Below are 20,832 nucleotides of genomic sequence, written 5' to 3'. Positions count from 1 at the left end.
GGCATGGAAGTAAGGCATGCCTAAGAGTGGATCATCGCCTTTTCACATTATCAAAAGGTGGATGATGAGAAATGGTAAAAGCAGATAATTATAGTGTTAAAGAATGGATGAGCGAATATCCGCAAGTGTTGACAAAGGACCTTGAAATAGGAGAAACATTACGTTTACTCTCTGAAGGAAATTGTTCGGAACTACCAGTTGTGGATCATGAACGATTAATAGGAGTCGTCACACTAGGGGATTGCCTTGCTACTATTAAAAGTGGAATAGGTTGGAATGAACCGATCGACTCTATTATTAGTGCAGTCTTACGTTCGGTGAACGAAGATTTTCCAGTGAAGCAACTGGATGGCTGTCCAACCTATGTCGTATGTGAGAAGACAGGCATGCTCCAAGGAGTAATCACACAAATAAAACTGTTGAAGATTAATCAAGCCCTCTTTCAACGACTCGAAAAGTCAAAGGAGACAATCGAGTGGTATGCACTGTGTTTTGATACGGCTTACGAAGGATTGACGATTGTAGATGAAGCTGGTGTGATTCAATTGTTCAATGAAAACTATAGCCGCTATGTTGGCGTGACTAAGGAGGAGGCAATTGGCCTTCCAGTGGAAAATGTTATTGAGAATACAAGGATACCAATTGTCCTTAGAACGGGTATCCCTGAGCGTAATCAAATCCATTGGCTGCAGGGGCAAAAAATGGTCGTTCATCGAATGCCGATTTGGAAAAATGGTCGTATTGTTGGGGCTGTCGGTATGCTTATTTATGAAGGTGTTTCTGAAGTCCAGCAAATTATCACTCAAATAGATTCGTTAGAGCAACAAAAAGGGAATGAAACATCGATTGTGGTGGGCAAAGTTGCTGCACCTAAACGTTTCACTTTTGAAGATATCCTCGGAGAGAGTCCCGCGATATCTAAAACAAAGAAGCTTGCAAGAATGGCAGCACAGTCTAAGGCTCCAGTTTTGATCACTGGGAAAAGTGGTGTTGGAAAAGAGCAATTTGCTAGGGCGATACATGATACGGGTAAGATGAGCAGCGGACGTTTTATCAGTGTCAATTGTGCAGCAATTCCCGAGAACTTAATCGAATCGGAGCTATTTGGCTATATGGAAGGTGCGTTTACAGGTGCGAAAAAAGGAGGGAAACCTGGAAAATTTGAGCTTGCTCACATGGGGACAATTTTCTTAGATGAAATTGGTGACATGCCACTTGCGACACAGGTGAAAATTCTTAGGGTGATTCAGGAAAAAGAGGTGGAACGCATTGGTGGAACTGAACCGATTCAGGTCCAGTTCCGGATTATTACTGCTACAAATAAAAATCTGGAAAGAATGGTGAGGGAAGGCGAGTTTAGAGAAGATTTATATTATCGGCTTCACGTGATCCCCTTGAATATTCCTCCGCTTAGGGATCGGAAAAGCGATATCCCACTCATTATTTCTGCACAGTTACCAACTCTTTGTCAAATGTACGAAAGTGAGGGTAAAACGATTGATAAGGGAGTCATGCAGCAATTCTTCCGATATCATTGGCCAGGGAATGTACGCGAGTTAATTAATGTATTGGAAAGATTATTTGCTTTGACAAGCGAATCCCATATAGAAATAAGTGATTTACCAAACGAATTTCTTCGAATAGAAAAGAAACAAGAATATATGACTATTCCCTCGTCGTTAAGCGAAAGAAATGAAGTAAGACAACTTGTGCATAAGGAAGAAGAGAAGAATATCATTGAAAAAGTATTAAGAGAAGTAAGTGGGAACAAGTCGGAAGCGGCTAAACGTCTCGGCATCACAAGAGCAACCCTTTATAATAAACTATCTCGTTATCAGTTGTAATTGCAAACTGCTAAATAGAAGCGTCAACTTGTCTAGTCAGTTAGACAGTTGGCGCTTTCCATAGCTTAGAAACGTCTGTGTTCCGTCTGATATTTAATTGGCATGCAACTTGCAATATATAACATTGAATGGAGGGAATGAGAAATGGAGCAGATACAACACTTAATCTCAGACACTAATTTAACAAATAGTAGTATGACTTATTCCTATTTTACACCCGAAGATTTTACAGACGACTATGAAATGATTGCCAAAACAACCAAACAATTTCTGAAGCTGGACGTGAAGCCACACCTTGAAAAAGGTCAGTCGATAGAAAATCAAGATGTTCGTGTTCTTTTTGAAAAAGCTGGGGATATTGGTCTTCTTGGTATCGAAGTCCCGGAAGCCTACGGAGGTTTCGAGTTAGGAAAAATGGTTGCAGGTCTCGTTGCAGAGATAATGGGTGCGGCCGGCTCATTTAGCGTTTCGTTTAATATTCATGTTGGCGTTGGTACATTGCCATATGTCTATTTTGGTACAGAAGCCCAAAAGGAAAAGTACTTACCAAAGTTGGCAAGTGGGGAATGGATTGGTGCTTACGCCTTGACAGAGTCAAATGCAGGATCGGATGCTTTGAATTCAAAAACAACTGCTGTCTTGAACAAAGAAGGTACGGACTGGGTATTAAATGGCGAAAAGCAATGGATAACAAATGCTCATCTCGCTGATTGTTATGTAGTGTTTGGAAAAATTGCCGAAGGTATGACTGCATTTATCGTAGAGCGAACATTTGAAGGAGTGTCAGTTGGACCCGAGGAAAAAAAGATGGGGATTAACGGTTCATCTACTGCCACTCTTATTTTAGAAGACGTCAAAATACCAGTTGAAAACGTCCTGGGGGAAATTGGGAAAGGGCATCATATAGCTTTAAATATTTTAAATATGGCTCGATTGAAACTTGCATTTGCCAATATCGGAACAGCAAAGCATGCATTACATCTGTCAGTGGCTTATGCGAAAGAACGAAAGCAATTCCGTAAAGCATTGATTGACTTCACAATGATACAAGAAAAGTTAGCCAATATGGCAGTACGAATCTTCGGTGCAGAAAGTGCGGCATACCGAACTGCGGGGGAAATGGATGACGCGCTTCAGTCTGTTGATTCGGTAGAGGAGTTAGTAAGAATTGTCGCTGACTTCATGATTGATTGTGCAATAAATAAAGTGAATAGTTCAGAAGCCCTTGACTATATTGTTGACGAGGCAGTGCAGATTCACGGGGGATATGGTTATATGCAGGAATATGAAGTGGAAAATTTATATCGCGATGCACGAATCAATCGGATTTTCGAAGGGACGAATGAAATTAATCGTCTTGCAATTTCTAAAGGTTTACTGAAAAAAATCGAAAAGGGGCAATTATGGCCTGCAAAAAACGAAGTAGACAATCGTCCACATGCTTTGACGCGTCATTACGGCTACTTTGTAAAGGCGAAACAACTTATCGGAGTCGTTGTGAAAGCGCTTGCTGGACCTTTAGGGAAATCAATTGAAGAAGAACAAGAGTATTTGGGGTTACTATCCAGTATGAATGAAAGACTTTTCATCATGGAATCTGCGTTGTTAAGGACTGAGAAGGCAATAATGAAAAATGGAGAATCCGAGGAAAAAAGGAAGATGCTACTGTCTGATGTCATATGTGAAGAGGGGTATCGAAGTATTCAAACAGCAGCAATTTCGTTTGTATCAAGTGCTCTTCCTGATGAGAAAAGTCGCGGGCTTATGCTGATGGAAATTGAAGCAATCTTAGCCCCGCTTTACAGTAATATGTTTATCAAGAAAAGGGAAATTGTTCAAGGAATAATAGAAAGCGCTCGATATAGCGTCTAAATGGGGGATTCGATGATGGAAATTGGCATGATCGGCTTAGGAAATATGGGAATGCCCATGGCGAAAAACTTACTGGAATCTGGATTCACTGTTTATGGAAATGACCGAAGTGAATTAGCAGAAATTGAATTTCAGCAAGCAGGGGGAATAATTGGGCATTCTGCAATACAAATGGCGGGATGTTGCGCTATTATTTTGACGAGTTTACCATCATCAGCAGCGGTGGAATCAGTTTATTTAGGAGAAGCAGGCTTGGTTCACCAAAGTGATGAAAATATTCTTTTGATTGATACGAGCACTGTTTCGCCTGAACTGAATCGCCGTATCAGCGAGGAAGCACAAGCGGAAGGAGTTGCTTATTTAGCGGCACCAGTCAGCGGGGGTGTGATAGGTGCGGAAAATCGGACACTGACATTTATGGTAGGTGGCCGGGAAGTGGACTATGAGCGTTCGTTACCGATTATTTCAGTACTGGGCGAAAACTTGTTTCATGTGAATGAGCGAATTGACAGTGGGACTATTGCAAAATTGATTAATAATCTACTCATCGGTTTCTATACCGCAGGGGTGAGTGAAGCGTTGGCATTAGCAAATGAAAATAACATGGACATGAACAAGCTTTTTGATATGTTAAATGTCAGCTATGGACAGAGTCGAATATATGAACGGAACTTCAAATCATTTATCGCAAATGAGAAGTATGAACCGGGATTTGCGCTGAAGTTATTACGAAAAGATATGGGATTCGCATTGCAATTGGCGGAGAGTAATCAGTTGCATCTCCCAATCAGCCAAGCCCTTTTGGCTGTTTATGAAGAAGCGGAACATGCGGGATTAGCGGAAGAGGATATGTCGGCTTTGTATAAAAGAATTGGACATCAAAAAATAGCATTTAAAATAGGGGGATTGAAATAAATGACTACGACAACTATAAAGCAAATGAAAAATTGGATTAACGGTGAATGGGTGGACTCATCCGGAACTGAGATTGAAACAGTTTCAAATCCAGCGACAGGTGAAACAATTGCTTATGTACCACTATCTACAAAGAAAGACGTCGATGCTGCAGTGGAAGTGGCAAAACAAGCTTTTCTATCGTGGGCCGATATACCAGTTCCAAATCGTGCCCGTCTTCTGTTTACTTATTTGCAAAAGTTGGAGGAACATAAAGAGAAGTTAGCACAGATTATTACGATGGAAAGCGGAAAAACATTGACAGATGCAAGAGGGGAAGTGCAAAGAGGGATTGAGGTAGTGGAACTTGCTACGTCAGCACCTAGCATGATGATGGGAGAGGCACTACCAAATATGGCTACCGGAATTGACGGATCTGTCTGGCGCTACCCGATTGGAGTTGTCGCAGGGATAACTCCATTTAATTTCCCGATGATGGTGCCCCTTTGGATGTTTCCACTCGCTATTGCTTGCGGGAATACATTTGTACTTAAAGCATCTGAAAGAACGCCTGTATTGGCTGGACATCTCGTTGAATTATTTCACGAATCCGGTTTCCCGAAAGGTGTTCTAAGTTTGGTGCATGGGGGAAAAGAAGTGGTGAACAGTTTACTTGAGCACCCAGATGTCAAAGCAATTTCTTTCGTTGGATCAGAACCGGTTGCAAAACATGTGTATGAAACAGGTACGAAATTCGGTAAACGTGTTCAGGCGCTTGCAGGTGCAAAGAACCATGCGGTTGTTATGGCGGATTGTCATTTAGAAAAAACGGTTCAAGGAGTTATTGGTGCAGCGTTTGGTAGTAGCGGTGAGCGTTGTATGGCTTGTTCGGTCGTTGCAGTTGTTGATGAAGTTGCAGATGATTTTATTGAACTACTTGTTGCAAAAACGCGTGAATTATCAGTAGGAGATGGACGTTATGAAGAGAACTTTGTCGGTCCTCTTATTCGCAAATCGCATAAAGAACGTGTGCTCAGTTATATAGAGAGTGGTATAGCGGAAGGGGCTACGCTGATTGTCGATGGCCGAGAAATAGATAGTCAGCTAGCAGAAGGAAATTATCTTGGAGCGACTATTTTTGATAACGTGAACAACGAAATGAAAATCTGGCAGGAAGAACTCTTTGCTCCAGTGTTAAGCATTGTTCGTGTGAAGGATTTAGAAGAGGGAATTGCACTGACGAATCAATCGAAGTTTGCCAATGGAGCAGTCATTTATACGGGAAGTGGTAAAAGTGCCCAAACGTTTCGTGAAAAAATCGATGCGGGTATGATTGGAGTAAATGTGAATGTACCTGCACCAATGGCATTCTTCTCTTTTGCCGGTAACAAATCTTCGTTCTATGGAGATCTTGGTACAAATGGGAAAGACGGGGTACAATTTTATACGCGTAAAAAAGTTGTAACGGAGCGTTGGTTCTAAGAAGAGAATTGAAAAAAAGCCGAATTCCTTGTTTGAGGATTCGGCTTTTTTTATTTAGTCAGTTATGAAAAAATCGTTGACCATTTCATTCGAAACAGATGAAATATGTGGATACTTATAGCATGGTGCTAGATCTTTATCAATCAAGACAGAGCGAACTCCTTCGAAAAAGTCTTCGTGTTTCATGAAGTTCATTGCAAGAATAAGGTCCGTGGCAAGGCATTCTTCCAATGTTTTATGTTCGCCGTCAATTAACTGCTTTAATGTCACTTTTAATGACACAGGTGATTTCGTCCGCATTGTTTTTATGGTTTCTTTCGAGAATGAAGTGTCACTTTTCTCTATTACATCGAAGAGGGATTCTATCGTTGTCTGAGAGAAATGGTAGTCTATGTCTTTTTGCAAAGATGCTAGTTTACCTTCATCCGGTGTGGCTGATGTGTATTTTGCAAGCAATGTGTCAATGGTTGTCTGCTCCCATTGCGTTCCCTCCAATTCATCGATGAAAAGCAGTAGTTTTTCGTGAGGCATAAAATGATCTGCCCCATTTATATACAGCACATCAGCAGCTTTTAATTGTGTGGCCGTCAATGCTAAATATCGACCAATGAATCCAGGAGCCTTATTTAAAAAATAGGCGGCACCTACATCGGGGAAAAAACCAATTGTCATTTCTGGCATTGCCCAAACGGTACGCTCGGTAACGATTTTAATAGAAGCCCCATAAGTTAAGCCTACGCCGCCTCCCATGACAATTCCATCCAAACAAGCAATGATTGGTTTAGGGAATTGAGCAATGGATAAATCTGTTTGATATTCTACTGTGAAAAAGTCGTTTGCTTTTAGGAGACCATTTTTACTGTTTTTCGCTTCATATAATGTTTTAATATCTCCGCCGGCACATAAGCCTTTTGTTCCTGCACCTTTGATTATTACAGCTTTGACAAGTTCGTTTGTCTTCCAATCTGTTAGTTTTTCCCCGATTGCTTGAACCATTGCGAAGGACAGTGAGTTTAAAGCTTTCGGTCGATTGAGTAAAATTGTTGCAATTCCATTGTCGCTTATTGAAAAAAGGACTTCTTCTGTCATCGTTTACAACTCCTTTTACGTATGTTTAAATACCGGTTTTCTTTTTTCGATAAATGCGTGTACACCTTCCTTGGCATCGTCTGTTAAAAACAGTTCGGCAAAATTGTTACGTTCCCGTTCTAGCCCATTCACTAAGGATTCATTTGCTCCCTGTATAATGCACTCTACAGCTCGCGTGACGCTGGTCATACTCTTTCCGTCTACAAATGCTTTGGCAATCATTTTAGCTGTTGGCAAGAGATCATCTGATGAAACGACTAATTGGATAAGTCCAGCTTCCTTTCCCTCGTCGCCGTTAAGTTGTTTGCTTGCTAAAATTAATTCCAATGCAGTGGCTGTACTGGTTATCCTACTCAACCTTTGCGTTCCGCCGAAAGTAGGGATAAGTCCAAGTTGAAGTTCGGGTAATCCAAGCTTGGCTGTAGAAACGGCAATCCGGTAATGACAGCTCATAGCCAATTCCAATCCTCCACCAAGACAAGCACCATTAATGGCCGCGATAACGGGTTTATTCATCGATTCTATTTCGTTGCAAATTGCTTGTCCAGCTGTGGCCATTGCTAATCCTTTCTGGTCGTCACCTAGTGCATCAATGAATTCTTTAATATCAGCACCCGCAACAAAGAATCGACCTGCACCAGTTAAAATAATCGCTTTTAACTTATCATCATTGGCAAGACTTTTAAAAACCTCTCTTAGTTCAGCAATACATGCAGTTGACAATGTATTGGCTGGTGCATGGTCTATTTCAACGATTGCAATTTCATCTTCAATCAGTAGATTTGTGAAATTTCTCGACATGATTTCTCCACTCCTTTATTAACTATATAGTTATGCAATTATCATGCCAGTCTAAAGAGTGTGTAATAGGAAGGTTTAATTAAAATAGGTCTGTAAAACTGTCTAGACAGTTTTACAGTCCTTCGTCATATGAAAGTTTTCGTGGTCGGTAGATTTTTATCGGGCGAAGTCTGTGAATTGAAGTCTAATCAGGGAAACTACTGAAGCTGTTAGTATGGCTTTCTAGGGCTAATTTTTAAAAAAACATTATTTTCTTTACTTTTGGTTTTAGATGTTCTACTATGAAGTTAGTAAAGTTTCCTGAGGGAAACAATAACGCGTTTCATTTTTTTGTCTATAAAGTTTCCCATGGGCAAAAAAATTTACTTTAGAAGTTGCCTTAAGGAAACTTCAGCATATAAATAGATGTATGGAGGTGTATCAATATGAAAGATGCAATTGTAGTTTCGAATTTGCATGTGTCGTATTATGGAAAAGAAGTGTTACATGATATAGGATTTACGATAACTGAGGGGAAATCAGTTGGAGTCATTGGACCGAATGGAGCAGGGAAGTCGACTTTACTTAAAGTATTATTAAATTTGATACCAAAAGATAAAGGTGAAATTACTATCCTTGGCTCCACACTGAAAGAAGTACGTAAACGAATTGCTTACGTTCCGCAGCGTAGTACTATCGATTGGGATTTTCCAATTACTGTTAAGGATACAGTTCTGATTGGTACGTATCCGACAGTCGGACTATTGAAAAGGCCCGGTCGGAAAGAGAGAGAATTGGCTATGAAATGTCTTGAGAAAGTTGATATGACTGAATTTCAGAACCGTCAAATTGGAGAGTTATCTGGCGGTCAGCAACAGCGTGTTTTCTTGGCTAGAGCACTTGCTCAGCAGGCAGATTTATTTTTACTCGATGAACCATTTGTTGGAATAGATGCAACGAGTGAAGAGATGATTGTGAAGATATTAAAAGAGTTGCGCGATGAAGGTAAAACAATTATTGTCGTTCATCATGATTTGAATAAGGCGGAAAAGTATTTTGATGAACTATTGTTACTAAACAAGGAGTTAATTGCGAAGGGCAGTGTGGAAGAAGTGTTTACGCCTAAAATGATTTCAAAAGCATACGGCGGGCAATTATCGTTTTTAGATGGGGTGATGGATAAATGATGCATTTCATCGAGGCAGTAATGCAATATGGTTTTCTGCAAAAAGCGCTTATTACATCAGTGATGGTCGGTATCATTAGTGGCGTCATTGGCTGTTTTATTATTTTAAGAGGAATGGCCCTGATGGGGGATGCCATATCTCATGCGGTATTACCTGGTGTCGCAATTTCTTTCATGCTAGGTATTAATTTCTTTATCGGAGCGGTGATAACAGGTATTTTAACAGCAATTGGTATTGGGTTCATCAACCAAAATAGCCGTGTGAAAAATGATTCCGCGATTGGTATTATGTTTACAGCCGCATTTGCCGCTGGGATTATCCTTATCACATTTATGAAGAGTAGTACGGATTTGTATCACATCCTGTTCGGGAATGTATTGGCGGTCAGACCTTCTGATATGTGGATGACACTGATAGTTGGTATTTTCGTGTTGTTAAGTGTCTATATATTTTATAAAGAGTTGCTTGTTAGTTCGTTTGACCCAATTATGGCTCAAGCATATGGGCTTCCGACTAAGATGATCCATTACTTTTTAATGATTCTATTAACGCTTGTCACGGTCGCATCGTTACAAACGGTGGGCATCATATTGGTTGTTGCGATGCTTATTACACCCGCTTCGACAGCTTATTTATTAACTGACCGACTGTCTGTCATGATAGTCATTTCGGCTACATGTGGATCGATTTCGGCGGTAATTGGTTTGTATTTGAGCTTTACGTACAATCTTGCATCTGGCGCAACAATTGTACTCGTCGCAACAGCTTTGTTTTTCATGGCGTTTATATTCTCACCGAAACAAGGTTTATTGTGGCGGGCAATACGAACAAATAAACAAAAATCAGCCGTGTCTTAAATGGTAATTTAAAATGGAGGGAAAGTTTGATTATGAAAAAAAGTATTATGCTGTTTACGATGATTGTTGTAGGAGCCTTGTTGTCGGCATGTGGACAGGGGACGACTGCACCAAAAGAGAAGGGTGAAAAACTGCAGGTTGTTGCGACTTATTCGATTGTCTACGATATTGTGAAAAATGTCGGAGGAGATTTGGTCGATGTTCACAGCCTTGCACCGATTGGATCAGATCCTCACCAATATGATCCACTACCGGCAGATGTCGCTTTGACGACAGATGCAGATGTTGTTTTTTATAACGGGCTAAATTTAGAAGAAGGAAATGCATGGTTTACCAAGTTGATGGAAACTGCTGGGAAAACGGGGGTGGATGCACCGGTATTTCGTGTAAGTGAAGGGGTTGAACCGATGCTCCTCAATTCGAAGGACCATTTAGGGGAAGAAGATCCCCATGCTTGGCTCGATGTAAGAAATGGTATCAAGTATGTAGAAAACGTACGAAAATCCCTGAAGAAAATGGATCCAGAAAATGCGGAGCGTTACGATGAAAACGCAGATTCGTATATTGTTGAACTTAAAGCTCTTCATGAAGAAATTATGGAGAAGATGAATAAGATTCCGGAAGAACGGCGGATACTCGTAACGAGTGAAGGTGCGTTCAAATATTTCTCTGAAGCGTATGATTTTAATGCAGCCTACATTTGGGAAATCAATTCACACCATGAAGGAACACCTGAACAGCTGACAACTATCATTGCAACCATCAACGAGGAAAAGGTTCAAGCGCTATTTTTAGAAACAAGTATCGATCCACGTAGCATGGAAATGGTATCAAGGGAAACGAACGTTCCAATTAAAGGAAAGATATTTACGGACTCTCTAGGGAAACCTGGTGATGATGGCGATACGTATGTTAAAATGCTTAGATGGAACGCAGACATGATTTATAGTGGTTTGAATAAATAATAAAATGACGAAGCAGCCAGGACTTTTTACTTCAAAAGTCCTGGCTGCTTTTTCGCGAATATGGTCGTGTCGGTGATTAGTCCGTTTTAGACGGTGATAACACAATTTGTGGCGGTGATAAAATCAGTATATGCTTGCTCCTTTGTTAGTCCATATTACTATAAATACCATCTAGATTAGCTTCCTTGTTCAATAATCCGGTTTCCTTCATCCAATCAGCAGTCGCTTTCCATGTCTCCTCATCCTGCTCACCAAACGAACCAGGTGCTTTCATTTTCGGAAGAAGAATCGAAAGCGACTCTCTTTCAACAGCCTCGACGAGTGGGAAATTCGCTTCATCCTGGTATTTCAGCAAGATAGACAGCGCTTCTTCAGGGTTTTTCTCCATATCATCAAAGGCTCTTTCGGCAGCCCTCCAAAATGCTTCGATGTTCTTTTGGTCTTTCTTCCACGTATCGTCACTTGTCACAACAATAAGTTCATAGAACGAAGGTATTTCGAAGTCTGTCGGGTCAATATAGCCCGTTGGAAAACCTTCATATTCAAGTAGGGGTACTTCGTGATTAATATATGCTCCGATAACTGCGTCGGCTTTCTTTGAAATCAATGAAGAATTTAATTCAAACCCGACATCGACCATATTTACTTTGCTGTAGTCTGCATCGTCTGCTTTCATCATTGTTTCAAGTATTGCTTCGTTCAAAGGGATTCCTGAATAGCCTACCGTTTTTCCTTCCAGATCTTTTGGTGACTCGATACCGCTTTCTTTCAAAAATGCTACGTGATTCAACGGTGAGCGGACGAGAACACCGACGGATTTGATCCCGATATTCTGCTCAGACTTCGCAATGATGACGTCAGGCTGGTAGGTGATGCCCATCGTTACTTTTCCCGCTGCCGCAAGATTAATGGGATCAGTCGGGCTTGCAGGGAACTTGATATCCAGTTCTATACCCTCATCTTTGAAATAGCCTTTTTCCTCCGCGACATAAAGGAAGCTATGTACCGCATTAGGATACCAATCAAGCATGATGCTTACCTTTTCTGTATCTTCATTATTATTGCACGCGCTGAGCAATAGGATTAGCGCGATACTTGTAAGTGATAATGTGATTTTCTTCAATTTTTACTCCTCCATTCTAACGTTCGATTTTCAATGATAGTCACACAGATGAATAGACCGATTCCGACTGCACTAAGGACAAAAATGGGTGCGAAAACAGCTGCACCATCGAACTGCGTCATCATACGCCTACTGAAGTAACCGAGGCCTGCCTGCGCTCCTAGCCACTCTCCGATTGCAGCGCCAATTACGCTTAGTGTCACAGCGACTTTCATTCCGGAAAAGAAATGGGGAAGTGCAGTTGGTACGGAATATTTATAAAAAATGTCCTTTTTTGAAGCGCCCATTGTCAAAAAGAGTTCTTGTATTTCTTTTTTTCCTGACGATAAACCATCGAATGTATTCACTGTTATCGGGAAAAATGTGATAAGTACGGTAACGGCAACTTTACTCCAAATTGTGTAGCCAAACCAAAGTACGAAAATAGGTGCAAGCGCAATAATAGGTATCATTTGAGATGCAATGAGAATGGGATAGAGTGCTTTGCGGACGCCTGGACGGGAAGACATCAGTACGGCAAGGGCTGTTCCTGAAATAATAGAAATGGCTAAGCCGATAACAATCGTCATCAAAGTAACAGGCAGATGTTGCAACAACAATACTTCCTTCAATTCCCAAAAACGAATGAATATCTGAATAAGGGAAGGTAGAATGAACGCTTTACCGTAAAGGCGTGCGCCCAACTCCCAGATACTTAGGAATACAGCAATGATTAATAAGGATGCTGCATTTTTCACGGTGTTACCTCACTTCTAAGCTTCCTGATAAGCAGTTCCTTTAGATCGAGCATTTCAGCACGATGTAAATCGTTTCTAGTTCGAGGTCTTTCAAGAGGCACTTCGATTTCCACGAATGAAGTGACGGGCTTGTTTTGCAACATAAAAATACGGTCAGACAGAAATAATGCTTCTTCTACGTCATGTGTGATGAAAAGTACAGTTGATTTGCGCTTTTCCCATTGATTGATGAGCCACTCTTGCATCGACAGTCGAGTGATAGCGTCAAGTGCCGAAAACGGTTCATCCAACAACAGTAGGGAATTCCCAGAAAGGACAGCGCGCAAGAAAGCGACGCGCTGCTTCATTCCACCGGAAAGTTCGCCGGGATAGTTATGCTCTGTTCCACCAAGACCAAACTCCTCTAATAATGGTTGCACTTGCTCCCTGGCAGCCTTTTTATCTAATCCGGCTACTTCAAGCGGAAGACATGCATTTTCTAAAATGGTTCGCCAAGGCAGTAGCAAATCTTGTTGTGGCATATAGCCAACCTTTCCAAGGCGCAGACTGTTTTGATTCCCTTCAAGAGAAATGGTACCCTCTGAAGGTTCATCTAGTCCGGTTACAAGACGGAAAATCGTACTTTTACCGGAACCGCTCACGCCAATTATTGAGATAAACTCGCCGGGAAGAATGTTGAATGACAGATGATCGAGTATGCTATTGCCTGATTGGTACGTGAATGAAACATCGTCAAACGCTAGCATTTGCCATTTCGACCCCAGGCCACATTTGTTTTGTATTCGCCATATCCCAAAACATGTATTCATAGCGAGTTGTATTGAGGAAGATATCTTCAAGCTTTAACAGTTCATGCTCCGGTTTACCCTCTGCTGATTTGTTCATTAAATCGATACACCAGCCAGCAAGTTCCTCGAATTCATCAGAAGAATACATACGAATCCAGTCTCCGTATAACGGGTGATTTGCGGCTCCTGGAATAGCATTCAGTTCCTTGCCAATTTCCCAGTAACTCCATGCACAAGGAAGCAGTGCAGCCATAACTTCGGCAACGGTTCCATTTTGACAGACATGCAACATATAGTGCGTATAGGCAAGAACAATCGGAGAAGGTTTTGCGTCTTCTAGTTCCTGTTCAGAAATGCCGAACCGTAGTGCATAGCTACGATGCAATGCCATTTCCTTGTTTAGTGTTCCGTCGAGAAGCGTTGCGAACTTGCCCATTGTTTCCAAGTCATCGGCTTTGACAGCCCCTATCGCAAACAGTTTTGCATAATCAATCAAATACAAGTAATCCTGTACCATATAAAACCTGAATTTATCCGGATCAAGTGTCCCATCACCAATCCCTTGTACGAACGGATGGCTATGATTCTGTCTCCAGATTGGTAATGTTTTTTCAAGCAAGCGGTCAGTGAATTTCATAAATCCAACACTCCCTTTGATTTTTTCCAATAAATTAAATATGCCTTGGCGTATTTGCGTCCAGATGTTTATCGAATTTGCTCGATAAACCCCGCCCAAAAATCTGCGGCATCCGCCGGAGGCTTTAACTATATTCAGCAGGGGTTAGGTTTAGTGAATATGCATCACCTGTAGAAGTGGGAGACTTTTGCTGAATATAGTTAAAAACCCACTCCTTGAAGAAGAAGTGGGTTGTGGACAGTCAAAAGTATCCCGGAAAATAGACCGGCAGAATTATTGTGTCAGCACCTCTTCCTTACGCTGGTATTAACCAGTTCAAGTTATAAGGGTCAAGGCACATGCCTCTCTCAGCTCTGTTAGAGCACCCCTAGCGGTGGATCATATGAAATTGGACTCACTCACATTATAAACACATAAAAAATAGAAGGTCAACCTTAACTTTGGAATAGTTAGAAAGGAATGTATGTTTCATTTTTAAGGAATTATCCTGTAAAGTAGGGGGAAAGAGTATTGAAGGGGGAAATGAAATTGAAGTTTTTCCATACAGCGGACTGGCATTTAGGCAAGCTAGTTCAGGGTGTTTATATGACAGATGGACAGCGTTATGTCCTTGATCAATTCGTAGAGGCCATCAAAGAAGAGCAGCCGGATGCGGTCGTTATCGCGGGCGATTTGTATGACCGTGCGGTGCCACCTACAGAAGCGATTGCATTACTTGACGAAGTGCTTGAAAAAATTACTATGGAACTCGGAATACCAGTCCTTGCGATTGGAGGGAATCATGATAGCCCGGGACGACTCCATTTTGGCAGTGGACTGATGCGTGCAAATGGCTATCATATTGCGGGTCAGATGACGAAAGAAATAGAACCGGTCGTTTTGTCAGATGACTACGGTGAGGTTCATTTTCATCTTGTACCATTTGTGGATCCTTCTGTCGTAAAGCATTTGCACGATGATGAAACGATTATGAACCATAACGATGCGATGAAAAAAGTGGTAGAAGGCATTCGTGAAAAAATGATGGAAGGTGTTCGACATGTGTTTGTAGGACATGCCTTTGTGACGCCTCACGGAGAAAGTGAAGTTAATACGAGTGATTCAGAACGACCGCTAGCGATTGGTGGAGCGGAATATGTGTCCGCGCATCTTTTCGAAGGATTTGATTATACTGCCCTTGGTCATCTCCATCAGGCGCATTATGTGTTAAATGAAACAGTGCGCTTTGCGGGTTCGCCAATGAAATATTCGATTTCAGAAGAACATCATAAAAAAGGGTTTTTAATCATTGAACTCGATGCTGAAGGGCAGGTATCTGTTGAAAAACGGGAGTTGAAGCCGAAGCATGATATGCGGACAGTTGTAGGGACAATGGAAGACATTTTGTTGCATCCAGTAAGTGAAGATTATATTTTTGTTAAATTGCTAGAAGAGACACCGGTTTTATTCCCGATGGAAAAAGTCAGGTCGGTCTATCCGAACGCGATGCATGTTGAGCGAAAGGTGTCCATGCTGACCGCAAATGCAGTGGATGAACAACGTATGGAACATGGGAAGCATAATGATTTAGCGCTCTTTAAAGCATTTTACGAAGAGATGAAAGGTGAAGCGGCGGACGTAGAAACGGAAACCCTCTTTGCGGAAGTGCTCCATGAAGTTATGCATAAGGAGGGGACGGGACTGTGAGACCGATTCAATTGACAATGACTGCATTCGGCCCGTATAAAGGGACGGAAAAAGTCGATTTCAGAGAACTGAAAGACAATCGGCTCTTCGTTATTTCAGGTGCAACTGGCGCCGGGAAAACGACGATTTTTGATGGGATTTGTTTTGCGCTATATGGCCAGGCGAGCGGAGAAGATCGGACTGATAATCGTGCGATGCGAAGCGATTTCGCTGACGACGCAGTTCAAACGACCGTTGAGTTGACGTTTGACATTCATAACCGGACGTACCGCATCATGCGGCAAATTCCGTATGTCAAACAAGGGAACAAGTCCGAAACGTCTGCACGCTGCGAGTTCTATGAACTTACGGATGACGGAGAAGTACCGCTTGTTGACAGGCAGATTGTATCTGAAATTAACAAGAAGGCGGAAGAACTGATTGGCTTTACACAAGCGCAATTCAGTCAGATTGTTATGTTACCGCAAGGGGAGTTCCGCAAGTTTCTGACGTCTGATACAGAAAATAAAGAAACAATCATGCGGAAAATATTCAAGACAGATAAGTACCGTGAAATAGTGGAACAGTTAAAAGGGAAGAAAGACGACGCACAGGCGGTATTGACGAAAGAGATGCAACAGAGCGAGGGGCATATTGGACAAATAGCGTCCTTACTGCCGGAGCGGGAATCATCGGTCTTTACTGTTCTGGCGAATGAACATTACAATGTGAATCAAATCGTTCAAGGGTTAGAAGAAGAATTTGTGTTTTATCAAGACAAGACGGTTGTTGTGAAAAAGAGTTATGACGATGTTTATGCGAAGCACATAAAAATGCAAGAAATGTACCACGCTGCGAAAAGTATGAATGAACGCTTTGTTGAATTACGTCAAAAAGAATTATCGTTAAATGGGTTAACGGAACAGTTGCCGATTATGGAACGAAAAGAGCAACAAATAGCCGATGCAGAGCGAGCCATTTCAATCGGTGAAATCGAAATGCAGTTAATCGTATTGAAAGAAGAAACTGCCGTGAAAGCCGATAATCATAAAAATGCAACGGCGATAGTTCAGGTAGCAACAGAAAAAATGGAACTTGCTGGACAGCATTTTAGAGTGGAAGAAGGAAGAAAAGCTGACCGTGAAAATCTGACAGAAAGTTTGATTCGGCTAAAAGATTACCTTCCGCCTGTTTCAAGTTTGGCGGCTAAGGAAACTGCTCTTGATGTGATGAAAAAAGAAAATGATTGTTTGGAAAAAGAACTTGAAAAAGTAGTTGCAATGACAGAAGAAGAAATCGGTAAATTGGAAAACGTGAAATCGACAATCGAGACGTTTGAAGTAGGACTTGTTCCGTACGATGAACGTATCGATCAACTAAATGAGATGATTGAAAAGTGCAAACTACTGGATGAATTCATTGTCATTCAAAATCGGATGCACGTATTGGAAAAAGGAAAACGCGATAATGAAGCGCGTTATGAAAAAAGTAAATTGGAATACGATGCTGTAGAACAACTCTGGCTAAATAACCAAGCCGCTATGTTGGCTGAATCTTTGAAAGACGGGGAATCCTGTCCAGTATGCGGGAGTGAACATCATCCCGCTAAATTGCATAAAACAATCGAAGTAACCGTTTCGAGGGAACAGCTTGAAGTGGAGAAAGAACGGTTAACAGAAGTTGAGGGGCAATTCCGAACTGCAACTATTACCTATCAAAATACTATCGAGCAGTTAACTGATAAAGGAAATGACATGAAGCGGTTAGCTATAGAAGTGGACAAAAATAATTTGCACGAGGAAAAACAGAGATTAGAAGCAGAAGTAGCTAAACTTCGTGAAAATCGAAAATTGCTAGTTAATCTAAAAGAGGAATTGAAAAACAAAGAATTAATTACAGCGCAAATCATGGCACGGAAAATCGAAATGGAACGTGCATTGATTCAACAACAATCGACCTATGATACTCAACTAGCCCTTTTTAATATGACATTACAAACGATACCCGAAGATGTGCGGGTACTAGCCACGCTACAAGAGCGGATTGCTGAAACAGAAAAGAAAAAAGCAGAATTAAATTACGCTTGGGAATTAGTCCAGAAAGTGCGTGAAGAAACGAACGAGAATTTGGGGGCGGCGAAATCGGCAGAAATTCATGCTAGGGAAACCTTGGAAGAAGTTGAAGGGAAGAGAGGTCGTGCGGAAAGTAGATTCAAAAAAGCATTAGAAGACTCGGCTTTCCTAACAGAACAGGCTTATCGCGAGGCGAAAATGGAAGAAGCGGACCGCAATTTGTTAAAAGAAAAAGTGGCAGCATTCAAACAACAACTTCATAGTTTACGCGATGCAATAGGGGAATTACAGGTACTGCTTGAAGGGAAACAAGTGGTGGATTTAAGCGATTTAGCAACGAAAGTGGCCGAATTGAAAACTGACTATGAAGCCGCACTTACTGACTACAATGCTTCTTCTGAGTATGAAAAAAATGCATTCAGTTTGAAAGAGAAACTTGTGCAGTCATCCGTAAAAGTGATTGAACTTGAACGAGTATATGGGAAAATCACAGACCTTTACGATATCGTAAGGGGACAGAACGGATTGAAATTGTCATTCGAACGCTATATTCAAATCGAGTATTTGGAACGCATTATCCAGTCGGCGAACGAACGTCTAAAAGAAATATCGAGCGGTCAATTCGTCTTAATCCGAAGTGACCGACAGGAAGTACGAGGGAAACAAAGTGGTCTGGGTCTCGATGTATATGATGCTTATACAGGTCAAACACGTGACGTTAAGACATTGTCAGGTGGCGAAAAGTTCAATGCCTCTCTCTGTTTAGCGCTTGGTATGGCAGATGTGATTCAAAGTTTCCAAGGTTCGGTCTCGATTGATACGATGTTTATTGACGAAGGATTCGGGTCGCTTGATGAAGAATCGTTGAATAAAGCGATTGATACATTAATTGATTTGCAGAAATCAGGTCGTATGATTGGCGTCATTTCTCATGTTGAAGAACTGAAAGCTGCATTCCCTGCAATTCTCGAAGTGAAAAAAGCTAAGGAAGGCCATAGTCACACGAAGTTTACTATAAAATGAATGGAAAGCCGGTTTACATGAACATCATGTAAACCGGCTATTTCACGTAAAGAGTCTTGAGGATTATGGGTTATACATATGGTCGGTAATTCGACGTTTATGATCGTTTGTGCAAAGTGTTATTCATAGTAGAAAATTTATCTGCGAATAGACAACAATACCCTGGAACTAGCTGATATTCTGACGAACAATATATCGTTTTATAGTCATTAATGAGTGAATAGTAATAATTTAATAATAACTCTATTTAATTATAGAAAAGAAGGGGATTTCAAGTAATATATTGCATTTTACGAATGAAAAGGGTACTATTAATTTCAGCGATATATTGCATACACTTAAAGTTTGTTTACAACAAGGGGGAACGGGATTATGGAAAAGAAATTATCATTTTCGTCATATCTTGCTATAGGTTTGATGTTATTCGCATTGTTTTTTGGAGCAGGAAACCTAATATTTCCGGCACAGCTTGGACAGTATGCGGGAACGAATATGTGGCTTGCTATTCTTGGCTTTTTGATCACCGGCGTAGGGCTTCCGTTTCTTGGTATATTAGCGATAGGCTTCTCAGGTAGCCGTAATTTACAGGATCTAGCAAGTAGAATCCATCCGGTCTATGCAGTGATTTTTACATCCCTTCTATATCTGACAATCGGGCCATTTTTTGCAGCCCCGCGTACAGGTGCTGTTGCATTTGATGTCGGTATATCTCCATTTATAGGTGAAGAATATACACAAATTGCTTTAATCATTTTCACATTGCTATTTTTTGGTGTTACATTGTGGCTAACACTGAACCCGGCAAAACTAGTCGATCGTGTCGGAAAGATACTTTCACCGGCAATTATCGTGTTGCTTCTCGTATTACTCGTGTTGGTTGTAGTTAAACCAATGGGGGAGATTGGATCTCCGCAGGGTGAATATGTAAGTGGACCATTTATGAAAGGCTTTACGGAAGGGTATAATACGATGGATGCACTTGCATCACTCGTCTTTGGAATTCTCGTTATCAACGTCATCCGCTCGATGGGTGTGACGAATAAGAAGGCTATTCTAGCTGCGACTGCTAAGACGGGTGCTGTTGCAACGACGTTCCTTGCAATTCTTTATGTAGGAATTGCATACTTGGGAGCTACGAGTACACAGGTATTAGGACTATTTGACACGGGTGGACCCGTCTTAAGCAATGCATCTTCGTATTATTTCGGTGCATTCGGTTCCGTCATGCTTGCAGTTATAATACTTCTTGCATGCTTGACGACTAGTATTGGGTTAATGATGGCTTGTGGAGAGTATTTCCATACAATTATGCCGAAAATCAGTTATAAAATATTCGTAACGATTTTCACTACATTCTGTTTCATTGTGGCAAACTTTGGCTTGTCGAACATCATAACGTATTCGATTCCTGTATTGATGTTCCTTTATCCGCTAGCTGTTGTTTTAATACTGCTTACGTTCTGTTCACCGCTATTTAACCACTCGCGTCTTGTATACGTATCGGCAACAGCTGTTGCATTTATGATCAGTACGATAGATGGTTTGAAAACACTTTGCAAATCACTCGATATTGACTACTTTGGATGGATGGCACCAATCGTTTCGTTTTATGATCGTACCTTACCGTTCTATAGTGAAGGTCTTGGGTGGTTGTTACCGGTCCTAGCAGTCATGCTAGTTACAGGAATAGCGGCTCGTTTGCTAGGTACATCATCTGCATATGCTGAATAAACTGAAAGTAGGGAGCTTCATCACTTTTTAATAAAGTGATGAAGCTCTTTTTGATGAAAAAAGATTGAGTAAGTTGTAATAGTTAT

16 protein-coding genes and 1 riboswitch are annotated in these 20,832 nt (G+C 41.2%); of the genes, 10 read left to right on the top strand and 6 right to left on the bottom strand.

Translation table 11 applies throughout. From position 1 onward, the window contains the following. Nucleotides 1-71 precede the first annotated feature (71 nt). From I2484_RS02965 to I2484_RS02950, 4 genes are all read left to right on the top strand, one after another. Entirely contained in the window at nt 72-1,844 is a 1,773-nt protein-coding gene (locus I2484_RS02965; protein ID WP_207149527.1) for a sigma 54-interacting transcriptional regulator, read from the top strand. A gap of 144 nt (nt 1,845-1,988) precedes the next feature. Next, nucleotides 1,989-3,716, top strand: a complete 1,728-nt coding sequence (locus I2484_RS02960; protein ID WP_207149526.1) for an acyl-CoA dehydrogenase family protein — start codon at nt 1,989-1,991, stop codon at nt 3,714-3,716. Nucleotides 3,717-3,728: 12 nt separating this feature from the next. Continuing rightward, the gene (locus I2484_RS02955) at nt 3,729-4,631 is read left to right on the top strand and encodes an NAD(P)-dependent oxidoreductase (RefSeq protein WP_207149525.1); all 903 of its coding nucleotides are present in this window, start codon (nt 3,729-3,731) and stop codon (nt 4,629-4,631) included. Beyond that, nucleotides 4,632-6,092, top strand: a complete 1,461-nt coding sequence (locus tag I2484_RS02950) for a CoA-acylating methylmalonate-semialdehyde dehydrogenase (RefSeq protein WP_207149524.1) — start codon at nt 4,632-4,634, stop codon at nt 6,090-6,092. A gap of 54 nt (nt 6,093-6,146) precedes the next feature. On the opposite strand, the gene I2484_RS02945 is transcribed toward I2484_RS02950, so the two are convergent. Both I2484_RS02945 and I2484_RS02940 read right to left on the bottom strand, forming a co-directional pair. Next, entirely contained in the window at nt 6,147-7,181 is a 1,035-nt protein-coding gene (locus tag I2484_RS02945) for an enoyl-CoA hydratase/isomerase family protein (RefSeq protein ID WP_207149523.1), read from the bottom strand. Between the two features lie 15 nt (nt 7,182-7,196). Further along, nucleotides 7,197-7,982: an enoyl-CoA hydratase-related protein gene (locus I2484_RS02940; protein WP_207149522.1), complete on the bottom strand. Its 786-nt coding sequence runs from the start codon at nt 7,980-7,982 to the stop codon at nt 7,197-7,199. 425 nt (nt 7,983-8,407) lie between these two features. Here I2484_RS02940 and I2484_RS02935 point away from each other — a divergent pair, with 425 nt between their 5' ends. From I2484_RS02935 to I2484_RS02925, 3 genes are read left to right on the top strand one after another with little or no spacing between them, the layout of a single operon-like run. Further along, on the top strand, nt 8,408-9,148 hold the full coding sequence (locus I2484_RS02935; RefSeq protein ID WP_207149521.1) for a metal ABC transporter ATP-binding protein: 741 nt from the start codon (nt 8,408-8,410) through the stop codon (nt 9,146-9,148). After that, on the top strand, nt 9,145-10,005 hold the full coding sequence (locus I2484_RS02930) for a metal ABC transporter permease (RefSeq protein ID WP_481886371.1): 861 nt from the start codon (nt 9,145-9,147) through the stop codon (nt 10,003-10,005). The genes I2484_RS02935 and I2484_RS02930 overlap by 4 nt, the downstream gene beginning before the upstream one ends. A gap of 32 nt (nt 10,006-10,037) precedes the next feature. Next, nucleotides 10,038-10,970, top strand: coding sequence for a metal ABC transporter substrate-binding protein (locus tag I2484_RS02925; RefSeq protein WP_207149520.1), 933 nt, complete (start codon nt 10,038-10,040; stop codon nt 10,968-10,970). Nucleotides 10,971-11,115: 145 nt separating this feature from the next. Here I2484_RS02925 and I2484_RS02920 read toward each other — a convergent pair whose 3' ends face one another. From I2484_RS02920 to tenA, 4 genes are read right to left on the bottom strand one after another with little or no spacing between them, the layout of a single operon-like run. Further along, nucleotides 11,116-12,093 (bottom strand): ABC transporter substrate-binding protein, encoded by a 978-nt coding sequence (locus I2484_RS02920; protein WP_255551024.1) that lies wholly within the window; start codon nt 12,091-12,093, stop codon nt 11,116-11,118. Continuing rightward, entirely contained in the window at nt 12,090-12,830 is a 741-nt protein-coding gene (locus I2484_RS02915) for an ABC transporter permease subunit (RefSeq protein WP_207149519.1), read from the bottom strand. The genes I2484_RS02920 and I2484_RS02915 overlap by 4 nt, the downstream gene beginning before the upstream one ends. Then, complete coding sequence (locus I2484_RS02910; protein ID WP_255551023.1) at nt 12,827-13,576, bottom strand: ABC transporter ATP-binding protein; 750 nt, start codon at nt 13,574-13,576, stop codon at nt 12,827-12,829. The genes I2484_RS02915 and I2484_RS02910 overlap by 4 nt, the downstream gene beginning before the upstream one ends. Next, nucleotides 13,563-14,255, bottom strand: a complete 693-nt coding sequence (gene tenA, locus I2484_RS02905; protein WP_207149517.1) for a thiaminase II — start codon at nt 14,253-14,255, stop codon at nt 13,563-13,565. Before tenA ends, I2484_RS02910 begins: the two co-directional genes overlap by 14 nt. Before the next feature lie 275 nt (nt 14,256-14,530). Then, nucleotides 14,531-14,634: riboswitch (TPP riboswitch) on the bottom strand. Between the two features lie 149 nt (nt 14,635-14,783). Between tenA and I2484_RS02900 the strand changes: the two genes are divergently transcribed. The 3 genes from I2484_RS02900 to brnQ all read left to right on the top strand — a co-directional run bounded on the left by I2484_RS02900 (nt 14,784) and on the right by brnQ (nt 20,746). Further along, on the top strand, nt 14,784-15,941 hold the full coding sequence (locus I2484_RS02900; RefSeq protein WP_207149601.1) for an exonuclease SbcCD subunit D: 1,158 nt from the start codon (nt 14,784-14,786) through the stop codon (nt 15,939-15,941). Beyond that, nucleotides 15,938-19,015 (top strand): AAA family ATPase, encoded by a 3,078-nt coding sequence (locus I2484_RS02895; RefSeq protein ID WP_207149516.1) that lies wholly within the window; start codon nt 15,938-15,940, stop codon nt 19,013-19,015. Before I2484_RS02900 ends, I2484_RS02895 begins: the two co-directional genes overlap by 4 nt. 372 nt (nt 19,016-19,387) lie before the next feature. Beyond that, nucleotides 19,388-20,746 carry a branched-chain amino acid transport system II carrier protein gene (gene brnQ / locus I2484_RS02890; protein ID WP_207149515.1) on the top strand — a complete coding sequence of 453 codons (1,359 nt, stop codon included), beginning with the start codon at nt 19,388-19,390 and terminating at the stop codon, nt 20,744-20,746. Nucleotides 20,747-20,832 lie beyond the last annotated feature (86 nt).

The sequence above is a fragment of the Sporosarcina sp. E16_8 genome, from assembly GCF_017347095.1.
Taxonomy (GTDB): Bacteria; Bacillota; Bacilli; order Bacillales_A; family Planococcaceae; genus Sporosarcina.
The sequence above is the reverse complement of the archived record's forward strand: the minus strand, read 5'-3'. Positions and strand labels throughout refer to the sequence as shown.

Bases quoted from the DNA above. Each gene is read 5' to 3' on its own strand.
- I2484_RS02940 (WP_207149522.1), bottom strand. From the start codon at position 7,982: ATGTCGAGAAATTTCACAAATCTACTGATTGAAGATGAAATTGCAATC.
- tenA (WP_207149517.1), bottom strand. From the start codon at position 14,255: ATGAAATTCACTGACCGCTTGCTTGAAAAAACATTACCAATCTGGAGA.
- brnQ (WP_207149515.1), top strand. From the start codon at position 19,388: ATGGAAAAGAAATTATCATTTTCGTCATATCTTGCTATAGGTTTGATG.
- I2484_RS02910 (WP_255551023.1), bottom strand. From the start codon at position 13,576: ATGCTAGCGTTTGACGATGTTTCATTCACGTACCAATCAGGCAATAGC.
- I2484_RS02945 (WP_207149523.1), bottom strand. From the start codon at position 7,181: ATGACAGAAGAAGTCCTTTTTTCAATAAGCGACAATGGAATTGCAACA.
- I2484_RS02925 (WP_207149520.1), top strand. From the start codon at position 10,038: ATGAAAAAAAGTATTATGCTGTTTACGATGATTGTTGTAGGAGCCTTG.
- I2484_RS02955 (WP_207149525.1), top strand. From the start codon at position 3,729: ATGATGGAAATTGGCATGATCGGCTTAGGAAATATGGGAATGCCCATG.
- I2484_RS02960 (WP_207149526.1), top strand. From the start codon at position 1,989: ATGGAGCAGATACAACACTTAATCTCAGACACTAATTTAACAAATAGT.
- I2484_RS02935 (WP_207149521.1), top strand. From the start codon at position 8,408: ATGAAAGATGCAATTGTAGTTTCGAATTTGCATGTGTCGTATTATGGA.
- I2484_RS02950 (WP_207149524.1), top strand. From the start codon at position 4,632: ATGACTACGACAACTATAAAGCAAATGAAAAATTGGATTAACGGTGAA.
- I2484_RS02965 (WP_207149527.1), top strand. From the start codon at position 72: ATGGTAAAAGCAGATAATTATAGTGTTAAAGAATGGATGAGCGAATAT.
- I2484_RS02930 (WP_481886371.1), top strand. From the start codon at position 9,145: ATGATGCATTTCATCGAGGCAGTAATGCAATATGGTTTTCTGCAAAAA.